Origin of the sequence: Lactiplantibacillus daoliensis (genome assembly GCF_005405005.1) — a bacterium.
Classification (GTDB): Bacteria; Bacillota; Bacilli; order Lactobacillales; family Lactobacillaceae; genus Lactiplantibacillus; species Lactiplantibacillus daoliensis.
In genome coordinates this window covers 94,761-107,361 of sequence record NZ_BJDH01000010.1, presented here as the reverse complement: position 1 = coordinate 107,361, position 12,601 = coordinate 94,761, and the positions used below count along the sequence as shown (strand labels likewise).

Annotated in this window: 7 protein-coding genes; 5 read left to right on the top strand and 2 right to left on the bottom strand. The window is 43.9% G+C overall.

Features of this window, described 5'->3' with window-relative positions:
* Positions 1 to 83 precede the first annotated feature (83 nt).
* The 4 genes from FFM64_RS10785 to FFM64_RS10770 all read left to right on the top strand — a co-directional run bounded on the left by FFM64_RS10785 (position 84) and on the right by FFM64_RS10770 (position 6,542).
* On the top strand, positions 84 to 2,363 hold the full coding sequence (locus FFM64_RS10785) for a glycoside hydrolase family 65 protein (RefSeq protein WP_137608034.1): 2,280 nt from the start codon (positions 84 to 86) through the stop codon (positions 2,361 to 2,363).
* Between the two features lie 194 nt (positions 2,364 to 2,557).
* On the top strand, positions 2,558 to 3,565 hold the full coding sequence (locus tag FFM64_RS10780; RefSeq protein WP_137608033.1) for a LacI family DNA-binding transcriptional regulator: 1,008 nt from the start codon (positions 2,558 to 2,560) through the stop codon (positions 3,563 to 3,565).
* A gap of 14 nt (positions 3,566 to 3,579) precedes the next feature.
* Positions 3,580 to 5,256 carry an alpha-glucosidase gene (locus FFM64_RS10775; RefSeq protein WP_137608032.1) on the top strand — a complete coding sequence of 559 codons (1,677 nt, stop codon included), beginning with the start codon at positions 3,580 to 3,582 and terminating at the stop codon, positions 5,254 to 5,256.
* A gap of 2 nt (positions 5,257 to 5,258) precedes the next feature.
* The gene (locus tag FFM64_RS10770) at positions 5,259 to 6,542 is read left to right on the top strand and encodes an alpha-amylase family glycosyl hydrolase (protein WP_137608031.1); all 1,284 of its coding nucleotides are present in this window, start codon (positions 5,259 to 5,261) and stop codon (positions 6,540 to 6,542) included.
* 203 nt (positions 6,543 to 6,745) lie between these two features.
* On the opposite strand, the gene FFM64_RS10765 is transcribed toward FFM64_RS10770, so the two are convergent.
* The gene (locus FFM64_RS10765) at positions 6,746 to 8,914 is read right to left on the bottom strand and encodes an alpha-galactosidase (protein ID WP_137608030.1); all 2,169 of its coding nucleotides are present in this window, start codon (positions 8,912 to 8,914) and stop codon (positions 6,746 to 6,748) included.
* Between the two features lie 20 nt (positions 8,915 to 8,934).
* Positions 8,935 to 10,893, bottom strand: a complete 1,959-nt coding sequence (locus tag FFM64_RS10760) for a sucrose-specific PTS transporter subunit IIBC (RefSeq protein ID WP_137608029.1) — start codon at positions 10,891 to 10,893, stop codon at positions 8,935 to 8,937.
* A 257-nt stretch (positions 10,894 to 11,150) separates the two neighbouring features.
* Here FFM64_RS10760 and FFM64_RS10755 point away from each other — a divergent pair, with 257 nt between their 5' ends.
* Complete coding sequence (locus tag FFM64_RS10755) at positions 11,151 to 12,599, top strand: sucrose-6-phosphate hydrolase (RefSeq protein WP_137608028.1); 1,449 nt, start codon at positions 11,151 to 11,153, stop codon at positions 12,597 to 12,599.
* Positions 12,600 to 12,601: the final 2 nt, after the last annotated feature.

Sequence of the window (12,601 nt, the reverse complement as noted above, 5' to 3'; positions counted from 1 at the left end):
TTAGATGGATTTAGAAGGGAGTCTGGAGACATTATTGTCACAGACTCCCTTTCTATCGCAATTATTTAGGAGGACGTATCAAGATGAAACGTATTTTTGAGGTCGATCCGTGGCACGTGATTAGTCATGAATTAGTGCCAACGGATAAACGGTTACAAGAAAGTATGACCAGTATCGGGAATGGCTATATGGGGATGCGTGGGATGTTTGAGGAACATTATTCCAATGACACCTTGAAAGGCATCTACATCGGCGGAGTCTGGTATCCAGATAAGACTCGGGTCGGCTGGTGGAAGAATGGCTACCCAGACTATTTCGGTAAAGTGATCAATGCGGTCAATTTTGTCAAAGTCAATTTAACGATTGATGGCGATCAAGTTGACTTGGCAAAAGACGAAATCAGCGACTTTATGATTGATTTGGATATGCACACAGGTGTCTTACGCCGGTCATTTATCGTGACCAAAGGTGAAAAACGAGTGCAATTCCAAATTGATCGCTTCGTGAGTGTTGCTCAGAAGGAATTGTTCGATGTCCATTATAGTGTGCATAATTTGAGTGATGAGCCCGTCCAAATCGGCTTCATTTCACAGATTGATGCGGATGTCTTCAATGAAGATGCCAACTACGACGAACAATTCTGGCAAGTGCTTGACAAGAGTCATGCGGTCACTGGTGGCAGCATGGTTGCACAAACCAAGCCGAATGATTTTGGAACACCACGGTTCACCTTAGGCATGCAAATGATGCACTTGACTGATTTTAGAGGTTCAGCTGCACCTGATACGGAAAAAGCCGTCACAAACATTTTCCGTGGAACTTTGGCGCCTGATGAAACTAAGAATTTTGAAAAACGGGTGGTCGTCGTGACTTCCCGGGACTACTCAGACATGTCGGCATTACGTACTGGCATGGCCAAATTGGCTGAAGCGGTTCATGCGCAGACTTACGAAGAATTGCTGAAAGCGCATGTAGCAGTTTGGGCAAAACGTTGGGAACTAGCGGATGTTGCTATTGAAGGTGACGATGCGGCACAACAAGGGATTCGTTTTAACCTATTCCAATTATTCTCCACTTACTACGGTGAAGACAAGCGCTTGAATCTTGGACCAAAAGGGTTCACGGGTGAAAAGTACGGTGGCGCCACTTATTGGGATACCGAAGCCTTCGGAGTACCGTTCTATCTGTCGTTAGCTAAGCCAAAAGTGACTGAAAACTTGTTGGAATACCGTTACAATCAATTAGACGGTGCGTTCCACAATGCGAAGATGCAAGGCCTCGATGGGGCACTCTTCCCGATGGTCACCTTTAACGGGATTGAATGTCATAACGAATGGGAAATTACCTTTGAAGAAATTCATCGGAATGGTTCAATCGCTTATGCCATCTATAACTACACCCGTTACACCGGTGATGAAACTTACTTGAAGGAAAAAGGAATCGATGTCTTGACTGCCATTTCACGGTTCTGGGCTGATCGAGTACACTTCTCCGAACGTAAACAGCAGTACATGATCCACGGCGTTACTGGACCTAATGAATACGAAAACAACGTTAACAATAATTGGTACACCAACTTCTTGGCACGCTGGACGTTGCAATACACGTTAGCCAGCTTGAAAAAGGTTGCTGATGCCAAACGCGACGCATTAAACGTGAGTGCCGACGAATTAGCAAAATGGCAAGATATTGTTGACCGGATGTACTTCCCACATGATGATGACTTAGGCATTTTTGTTCAAAATGATACGTTCTTGGATAAAGATTTGAAACCAGCTTCATCAATTCCAGCTGATCAACGGCCCATCAATCAACACTGGTCATGGGATCACATCTTACGGTCACCATACATCAAACAAGCGGATGTTTTACAAGGCATTTACTATTTTATGGATCACTTTACGACAGCGCAAAAGAAGGCTAACTTTGATTTCTACGAACCATTAACGGTTCATGAATCAAGTTTGTCTCCCGCTGTTCACGCAATTTTGGCTGCTGATCTCCATTATGAGGAAAAAGCAGTTGAAATGTATCAACGGACCGCCCGGTTAGATTTGGATAACTACAACAATGACACGGTTGACGGGTTGCATATTACCTCAATGACTGGGTCGTGGTTGGCAATTGTTCAAGGCTTTGCTGGCATGCGGGTGCGAGATGGTAAATTATCCTTTGCACCATTTGCGCCAAAGGAATGGTCACACTACCAATTCCATATTAACTTCCGAGGTCGGTTGTTGAAGGTCGATGTGGATCAAACTCAGACGACTGTTGAATTAGTCAGTGGCGATGCCTTAACGATTGAATTGAACGGGGAAGACGTGATTTTAAAAGATCAAGTCACGGCTGCTACTAAAGCTTAATGGTTGTTGAGATTAATCCTTGATTCGGTATGACATTGATGTTAATAGGCTGATGATTAGGCTGTGCATTGTGCACGGCCTAATTTTATAGGTATAATAGATTTTCAGTATAAAAGATTTAATGTTTGAAAAGTCAGACAAATCTGTCTGACGTGTTTCAAAATTGGCAGTGAGAACATGCAGGAGATGAGATTATGGCAACAATTAAAGATGTTGCAGAATTAGCGGGTGTTTCGCCGTCAACTGCTTCCAGAGCAATGCATAATAATCCAACAATTAGTCCAAAAACGCAAAAAAGAGTCCATGAAGCGATGGCCAAATTAAATTATGCGCCAGATTTCAATGCTCAAAGTTTAGCTAATAAGCAGAGTAACGCGATTGGCGTTGTATTACCCGTTGATCACCAAGATGTTTTTGGAAACCCGGTCTTTATGGAAATTATTCGTGGCGTGAGTGAAGTCTGTTATGATGCGAAATTAATGGTTAACTTGGCTACGGGGACGTCACAAGAAGAATTATTGAATAGTATTAATACAATGGTCACTCAAGGTATGATTCGGCGATTTATTCTATTATATTCTGAAAAAAATGATCCGATCGTTGAGAGATTGACCGCCCTGAAAGTACACTTTGTTATCGTTGGGAAGCCATACCGGCACGTCAATGAAACGCCCTATGTTGATAATGATAATATCTTGGCTGGCGCGGATGCTACCCGTTTCTTAGTAGATCATGGGCATCAAGAAATTTGTTTTGTTTATAGCGATTTAATAAAGATGGCTCAAAATGATCGGCTAATGGGTTATCGACAAATTGTTGAATCACACGGGTTTGCGACCCGTAAACTTAAGATCGTTTTCGCCAAATATGACGATGATTTTGAAATTGTGAAACAATATAGGCACGACAATCCAAATGTAACCGCTTTTGTAGTTGTTGATGACATGCTGGGATTGCGATTACAGCATGTCTTGGGTGCTGTTTGTTCGGAAGATGAGCGACCATCTGTCATTGCGTTTAATAATTCAATTTTTGCGGAAACCGCTCGTCCGATGTTAACGTCGATTGAAATTTTTCCACGGCGGTTGGGCATGGAAGCCGCTCGAATTGTGATTGATCTGAAACACGCTGACAGTCTGGCCACAAAGATTATTGTGCCACATCGAATTATTGAACGGAATTCGGTTCAGACGTTAGCTTAGGAGGAACAACTGAAATGGCAAAATGGCATGAAAAACAAGTTATTTATCAGATTTATCCTAAAAGCTTCAATGACACGAATAATGACGGCATTGGTGACTTGCAAGGCGTTATTCAAAAAATTCCATACCTGAAGGCTTTAGGAATTACGACAGTTTGGCTGAACCCAATTTATGTGTCTCCCCAGGTTGATAATGGTTATGATGTTGCCGATTACTATCAAATTGACCAATCTGTCGGGTCGATGGCGGACGTTGAGGATTTGATTCAAGCATTGCATCAGAATGGGATGCATTTGTTATTGGATTTTGTTATGAACCATACATCTGATCAGCATCCTTGGTTTAAAGCAGCTTTGAAGGATCCGCAAAGTGCCTATCATGATTATTATTTATGGGCCCAAGCGCAACCAGGACAGTTACCTAATAATTGGGGCTCATTCTTTGGTGGTAGCGTCTGGGAGCCAACGCCAAAAGAGCCGAATAACTATTACTTTCATTTATTTGATCGGCATATGCCAGATCTGAATTGGCAGAATCCGGCTGTGAGACAGGCGATGATTGAGATCGCCAAGTTTTGGCTCAATAAAGGAATCGATGGGTTAAGACTGGATGCCTTTATTCATATTGATAAAGCCAATTTCAAACAATTTGCAGTCGGTGATCCGCAAAAACCAATCATCGATGATACTTTTTACGCGCATCTTAGTCGAGTACAGCCTTATTTACGTGAATTCTGCCACGCTTTACGCGCCATCAAGCCAGATGTCTTTATTTTAGGGGAAGCAGCTTCGGCTAGCCCTGAGCTATTGATTGATTACAGTCGCCCACAAAATGATGAATGTGATGCGGTGATTACGTTCCGTTCGATTGTCGATCGTATGGATCAGCTTGATTCGCGATTGCCAGCAGAGTTCCAGCCTAAAGCGCTGGATGTTGATGGGATGCGCCAACGGTTAACGACGATTGAAACGAAGCTTGCGGATGTCAGTCTGCCAGTTCTGTATTGGAGTAATCATGATATGGCGCGGGTTGCCTCACGCTATGCTAGCCCGGCTTATTATTGGCAAAGCTTAAAGTGTCTGGCAACAATGTTGTATTTACAACGGGGCCTGCCCATTATTTATTACGGTGAAGAGCTTGGCTTAGAAAATAGTTCTCTGAACCAATTGTCAGATTTTCATGATCAGACCGTGTTGCCATTTTACCAGCAGGCACTCGCAGCTGGTTATTCAGCGGATGCGGCCATGAAAATGCTAAATTCCACTCACAAGATGGCTGCTCGGGGTGTCATGCCGTGGGACACTGATCAACCATACCAAGGTTTTTCAGAACATGAGCCTTGGCTGAATGGGCAACCAACAAAGTCCGTCTCAGTTGCGGCTGAAATGTTGGATTCGACAAGTTTATTAAGCTTTTATCGGGAGTTATTGCGGCTGAAACAAACTTCATTATTTACAGCAGGGGATGAAGTCATTCAGCCGACGGTTAGTGGGGTCTTTCAATATACCCGCCAATTAGCGGATAAAGTTGCTACGGTAACTTGTAATTTAACCGATACAGCCAAAGTGGTGAGTGTTAGCAGTGATGCTAAACCGACTTTAACGGTCGGAATGGTTGAACAACAAGCTGATCAGAATAAATACCAGCCGTGGTCGATGACAGTGACAATTGATGACGTAAAGGAGCGGTGAAAATGGCAATTGGAACAGATATCAAATTGCGCCAACAACTAATTTATTCAGTTTTTACTCGTAATTATTCAAAACAAGGATCTTTTAAAGCTGTACAGGCAGATTTGCCACGGATTAAAGCCTTAGGAACCGACATTATCTGGTTAATGCCAATCCAGCCAATTGGCCAGAAAAATCGCAAAGGAACATTAGGGTCGCCATATGCGATTTCGGATTATCGCGGGATTAATCCAGAACTCGGCACGATGGCAGATTTTATCGCCTTAACAAAAGCCATTCATGACCAAGGTATGCGAGTCATGATAGATGTTGTTTATAATCATACTTCCCCAGATTCAAAACTGCTGCAGCAGCATCCAGATTGGTTTTATCATAAGCCAGACGGTAGTTTTGGAAATCGAGTGGCTGACTGGTCAGACATTATTGATTTAGATTATGGTCATCATGAATTATGGGATTATCAAATTCAGACTTTGAAACAATGGGCCGATTATGTTGATGGCTTTCGTTGTGATGTTGCGCCGCTAGTCCCATTGGCCTTTTGGCTAGAGGCGCGGCACGAATTGGCTGAATATAAGCCTGGTCTAATTTGGTTAGCTGAAACGAATGGCCCTGATTTTATCAAACAAGTGCGTGAAGCTGGTTTTGATGATTTATCTGACAGTGAAATCTATCAGGCCTTTGACTTGACCTATGATTATGATGTTTTGGAAGATTTTCGGGCAACGGTTAAGGGCGAACGGTCCTTGTCAGAACTGGCACGGATTCTAATGAAGCAAGATGTCACCTATCCGAAGAACTACGTTAAAATGCGGTTTTTGGAAAATCACGATGTGCCACGAGCGGCGCAATATTTGCCAGATCCTCAAATGAGACGTAACATGCTGTCCTTCAGTCTTTTCCAAAAGGGTGCTGGGCTCATCTATAATGGGGAAGAATTTGGTGCGGCCCATTTGCCAAGTTTATTCGATGCCGATCCCATTGCCTTGGACGGGACAGCTAATCTTTCAGAGCTGATTAGTCGATTAGCGACGTTAAAACATCAGCCTATTTTTAGCACAGGTGCGTATACGATTAAGGCAGAAAACAAGTCCGTCATGTCAGTAACGTATACTAGTGGGTCACAAAAAGTCATTGGTTACTTTGCTTTCAGTCACTTCATTGAAGCGGTGGCCTGTCAATTGCCAACGGGTGATTATCAGAACAAAATTGATCGAACGACGATTTCAGTGGTCAACGAGAAATTCACTTTCACCGGGGAACCAGTCATTGTCGGCAATATTTGACTTAATAAAAAGGCGCCCGCACGACCGTTAAAAGTCGTGCGGGCGCTTTTCGTTACGAAAGCTCGCAAATTGCGCTCAAAAAATACCTCAGGGGGTGTTGCGTTGATTCATGATTAAATATACCTAATCAATACATAGTTTTCATGTAGCTTGTGTATGGAAAATGTAAAGATTTAAACATTTGGACGGCAAGCACGTCAATTTTAGTCGGTAGCTTGTAACCAAATGAGCTGACTTTCAAAATCTTGTTTAGCGGGTAAAATCGTTAGACCAACTTGGTTTAAGCCATGTCCTGCATATGAGTGACCATTCACGAGATAGTGACGTTGATCTGCAAGGTAGTGCAGTGGAAGCTGGGTAGAAACCTTGACTGCCGAGCTTAAGCTCCTTGTATAAAAACAGAGCGCTTGTTGTTGATCACGAGTGACTAGCAACCAAGCCTGATAATCTGGCTGGTCTCGCCAGTCTGTGAGCCGATAAAAGCGGGCGTCATTGAAAGCTGACCGCCAGCGCTTTGACTGGTTAACTTGAGCTATTACGCGTTGCTGTTCGGCAGGGGTTAAGTTTTCTAAAGCTAGTTCAAAGCCTAGATTCCCAATTGAGGCTAAGTTCAGTCGCGTCTGTAAAGGTGTTACGCGGCCATTCTGACCATTAGGCGATGCCGAGACATGCGTGCTAAAGCAAGATGGTGGAAATAGATAGCTGAAACCATTTTCGATTTTAGCACGATCAACTGGGTCGGTCAGGTCACTTAACCACGTTTGATTGGTGTAGGCCAGCATCCCAAAATCTAGTCGACCGCCGCCAGCAGAGCAATTTTCGATGATCAGTGCCGGAAAGTGAGCACGTAATTTGGTCAAAAGCCTATAGAGACCAGTCACGTAGCGATAATATAATTCACCTTGTTGGTTTCCAGGCAAAAGGTCATTGCCAACTTGGGTTAAATGACGGTTCATGTCCCATTTCAAATAATCTAGTTGGTTGGTTTCAATCAGCTCGATGATTGTGGTTAATAAATGTTCTTGAACAGCTGGTTGTGACAAATCTAGGACTAACTGATGCCGCGCCGTGATTGGGGCGCGCTGTTGATAATGTAACGCCCAATCGGGGTGGTCACGGTACAGCTGACTGTTGGTCGTAACCATTTCCGGCTCAAGCCATAAGCCGAATTTAAGGCCCTGTTGATGAGCCTGATCAGCTAGTGGCCGCAAGCCCTGCGGAAATTTAACCGAATCAACTTGCCAGTCTCCAAGCTGACCATTTTCACCATGACGATTTACGAACCAACCATCATCAACGACGACCATCTCTAGTCCCAAATCAGTTGCTTGGTCAATCAGTTGGCGAACCTTGGTAGCGTCAACGTCAAAGAAGTCACTTTCCCAGGTGTTTATCGCAATTGGATCCGGAGTTAGGCTTGGTTGCAGCTGATTACCGAAGTCATGAAAGACTTGTGATAAGCCGTTGAACCCATCCATCGACCAAGTTAAAATGGCTTCCGGTGATTGAAAGGACGTGCCTGGTGTCAGTTGCCACTGAAAGGTGGTTGGTTCAAGCCCTAGTGTTAGCCGTGAATGTGCGTACTGATCGACTTCGACTGCGGCCTGAAAATTACCGCTCCAAACGAGGGCCGTTCCCAAGACCTCACCACTAAATTCGGTCGCTTGCGGTCGTGCTAATCCCATAAAAGGTTGTTGTTGCGGCCCACTAGTCCCACGCAAACTACGTTGACATTGTATGCCGGGACGCAATGGGGCAAGTGTTGGATTGGCTTCGTGCGCATGCGTGCCGTTAAAAGTTAGTGCATCGTATTGGTCATCGGCCAAGTCTAATTGCAGGCTATTGATAGCGTTTAGCGTAAGGGATGCGGTTCCGTGATTTATCACCGTGGTACTACGTAAAATTAAAGCTGTATGTTCAAAAATTGTATAATTTAAGTCGAGATTGAGCCCCGTCACTGGATCAGCTAAATGAATGATTAGGGTTGTCACAGCCGTGCCTTTAGCGACTGTCGGCGGTAATTGCGTCAAGTTGAGTGGCTTTTCAGTTACTGTGATGCCAGTGGCGGTCAAAATTGGTAATAATTGACCGGCAGGGGACGTAATCAGGTACCCCGGTTGACGATAATCGCCGCTACCAATCGTCGAGTATTCTAAAGGCAGCGAAGTCACTGAATATGGAAAGTCCGGTTGTGTATCAACAGCAAAAGCATGATTACCAGTTGGTAATGGTGGCAATGTCGTCATATCAGTTAAGACGGTCCCAAAGTAACGGTGTACTGGGTAACGATGGTCCAAGATTTGAATAACATAGCTGATTTGATCGTTATAAAGGTTGATTAAACCAGTTTTTTTATCGACTTCAACGGGCAAACTCAACCCTCCTTAGCAAGTTAGATCGCAGCAGCAACACCAGTTTGTGCTGGTTCAGTCAAAGCAACAATCTGATCACCGGCGGTAACTTGTTGTGCTTTTAGACGTTCAACGTTTGCATAGTCAGCGGTATTCGTGATGACGAGCATAACCGTTGGATCATAGTTAGCAGCTTTTAGCGCTTTTACATCGAAAGTTCCTAGTAAATCACCTTGATGAACGGTATCACCCTTTTTAACGTTAGTGGTGAAGTGTTCACCGTTTAAATTGACCGTGTCGAGACCTAAATGAATGAGGACTTCGGCACCATCGGTAGTTTTAATCCCATAAGCATGTTTACTATCATAAGTGACGGTAATGGTCCCGTCAGCCGGAGCTAAGACTTGGTCATCGGTTGGGATGAATGCCGCACCTTTACCCATAATTTCAGCAGAGAAAACTTGATCCTTAACATCGCGGAGACTTTCAGCAGTCCCACTAACTGGTGCAGCTAAGACTTCGTCACTAACTAAGCTAGCGACTGGCGTGGTTGAAGTACTTGGTGTTTCAACTTGGTCAGTGTCATCACCTAAGGTCCGTTTTGCATAAACGAAGGTTGGGATGAAGGCAACGATAAATGAGATTACAGCACTTAACATGAATGCTGTAATTGATTTTGACGCAATTGAGATAAAGCCGATGACGGATGCAGGTCCCATCGCAACAGCCAAAACGTGGAATAACCCTAAGAAGACACAGGCAATCCCAGAAGCAATTGCTCCAAAGACGAATGGAAACTTCATCTTCAAGTTGACCCCGAAGATAGCCGGTTCAGTAATCCCAAGTAACGCTGATAGGCCGGCTGATGACGTCAAAGCCTTTTGTTTTTGACTCTTAGTAGCGAAGAAGATGGCTAAAGTTGCGGCCCCTTGACCAATGTTAGCCATGGAAGCAACTGGGAAGATGAATGAACCACCAGTTTTAGCAACGTTAGCGAGCAACTGTGTTTCGATGGCTGGGAAAGTTTGGTGTAACCCAGTAATGACAATCGCGGAATATAAGAGCCCGAAGATCCCCATTCCAATCCAGCCAGTCGTGTTATAGAGGCCAACTAAACCATTTGTTAAGGCGTCACTGACCGTTCGTAAGACTGGGCCGACAATCGTGAAAGTTAAGAAACCGGTAATAACAATTGAGAACATTGGGGTAAACGTAAAGTCGAAGGCCCCTTTGATATGTTTGTGGAAGAATTTTTCCAAGGTTGCCAAGATGAAGGCAACTGCTAAAACGGGTAAAACTTGGCCTTGGTAGCCGGCTTGTGAAATGTGTAAACCGAAGACGTTCCAATAAGGCATTTTACCAGCAGCCATGGTTGCAGCAACGCTGTAGCCGTTGACTAAGTCTGGTAAGACCATAATCATCCCCATGGCGGCCCCTAAGTAGGGGTTCCCACCAAATCGTTTCGTGGCTGAGAAGCCTAACAGGATTGGCAAGAATGTGAACGGTGCACTGGCCATGGCGTTGATCATTTCAGCAATCCCTTTGACGCCGGGATAAACTTCAACGACTGATTTTGCCATGAATAAGTGTTCAGCCGTTAAAACGTTGTTTAAAGCCATTAATAGCCCACCAGCGACCAACGCTGGAATAATAGGAATAAAAATATCTGATAGCACTTTAAGAAAGTCCATTAATGGATTACGTTTTTGACCAGCACTGGCAACGGCTTTAATGTCGTCGGGAGTAGCTTCTTTGAGACCGGTTTCAGCAATGAGCGCATCGTAGACGTGATCGACATCACCAGGGCCGATGATAATTTGATATTGACCGTTGGTTTCAAAGGTTCCTTTAACATCTGGGTCATCATCTAAAGCTTTTTGGTTAATTTTAGATTCATCCTTGATGACTAACCGTAAACGAGTCGCACAGTGGGCGGCAGCTTGGATATTGTTTTTACCAATCGCAGCTAAGACGCGATTCGCAACTTCTTGATGGTTCATTTAAGACCACTCCTTTTGAGTTTTGCTAATTTAAAAGTTTTCGTTTTGCAAGCGCTTTACAAAACCAATCATAACAAGTTTTGAATTTATGTCAAGCGTTTGCCACAAAAACATTTTAGCTAAAAAAGATACTGATAACGGCGATTTAGCAGAAAGCAGCATAAAATTAGTATAAAAATGATAAACGTTTGACATACAGTTGTAAGCGGTTTTATAATGGGGTCAACTTAAATTAACAATCGGAGGAGTTTTAAATAATGATTTGGAATCGTGAAACGAGATATACCTCATATAAGGCGTGGCCCAAGGAAACTTTACCAACTTTACGTAAACAAGTCGCTAAGTCTAAATGGCGACTACAACATCACATTCAACCGGCTTCCGGCTTACTAAATGATCCCAATGGCTTTTCTTATTTTAATAATCAATGGCATTTATCCTATCAAGTTTTTCCATATGGTCCCGTTCACGGTTTGAAAGCTTGGCAACATCTGATTTCAACGGACTTGAACCATTGGCATGATGAGGGTTTAGTGATTCAGCCAGATTCTAAATATGATTCTCATGGTGCCTATACTGGGACGGCGTTACCAGTGGGAGAGCGCTTGTTTATGATGTACACCGGCAATGTTCGTGACGCCGATTGGCAACGCCATTCATACCAGATTGGTGCTTGGATGGATAAAAATAATCAGGTTCAGAAAGTCACGCCACCAATGATTAGTTCAGCCCCCACTGGCTATACTTCGTCGTTTCGTGATCCATATTTATTTGAACGCGATGGTGAGTATTACGCGTTGATTGGGGCCCAAACAACGGCTGAGGTTGGTGCGGCGTTACTTTACCATAGTTCAGATTTAAAGCAGTGGGCGTTACAGGGTGAACTTAACTTGCCAGCGAATCTACGTGGCTATATGGTTGAATGTCCTAACTTAGTCGAAATTAATGGACAACCAGTCTTAATCTTCTGTCCCCAAGGATTACCCAAAACAACCCTCGATTATCAAAATATTTATCCGAATATTTCCTTAATTGGTCAGCGGCTTGATTTAGACCAAGTTAACTTTACGGCTGCGGCTGCGCCGACCCAATTAGACGCAGGCTTTGATGTTTATGCAACGGAAGCATTCAATGCCCCAGATGGCCGGGCGTTAGCAGTGAGCTGGATTGGCTTACCAGAAATTTCGTATCCGACTGACGCTGAAAACTGGGCCCATTGTCTCAGTTTAGTGAAAGAACTGACTTTAAAAGATAATCATTTATATCAAAATCCAGTTGCTGAGACGAAAAAATTACGCGCAACCGCGCAACCAATTCAGGCTAAAGTCATTGACCTCCCAGCGACATTTGAAACAGAATTTACCCTTGAAGCAGATGAACAAGTCCGGCTAAAGGTCGCGACGACCGACGCCGATCACTATTTATTAATTGATTTAGATTCACAAGCCGGCACAGTCGCGATTGACCGTAGTCATACTGGTCATCCCTTTGGTGAGAAGTATGGTCAAACGCGGACAACACAAGTTAAGCCGCATAGTGCCCTTAAACTGCGACTCATCATAGATGTCTCAGTTTTTGAATGCTATATTAATAATGGCTATACAACCATGACCGGCCGGTTCTTCTTGGATGATGCTGCGACGCAACTACAACTAGCTGGTAATGTTGCAGCAGTGAGTGGAACGGTCTGGGATTGGCGCAAATAAGA

Excerpts from the sequence above, each read along its gene's own strand:
- FFM64_RS10785 (WP_137608034.1), top strand. The coding sequence starts at position 84 with ATGAAACGTATTTTTGAGGTCGATCCGTGGCACGTGATTAGTCATGAA.
- FFM64_RS10780 (WP_137608033.1), top strand. The coding sequence starts at position 2,558 with ATGGCAACAATTAAAGATGTTGCAGAATTAGCGGGTGTTTCGCCGTCA.
- FFM64_RS10775 (WP_137608032.1), top strand. The coding sequence starts at position 3,580 with ATGGCAAAATGGCATGAAAAACAAGTTATTTATCAGATTTATCCTAAA.
- FFM64_RS10770 (WP_137608031.1), top strand. The coding sequence starts at position 5,259 with ATGGCAATTGGAACAGATATCAAATTGCGCCAACAACTAATTTATTCA.
- FFM64_RS10760 (WP_137608029.1), bottom strand. The coding sequence starts at position 10,893 with ATGAACCATCAAGAAGTTGCGAATCGCGTCTTAGCTGCGATTGGTAAA.
- FFM64_RS10755 (WP_137608028.1), top strand. The coding sequence starts at position 11,151 with ATGATTTGGAATCGTGAAACGAGATATACCTCATATAAGGCGTGGCCC.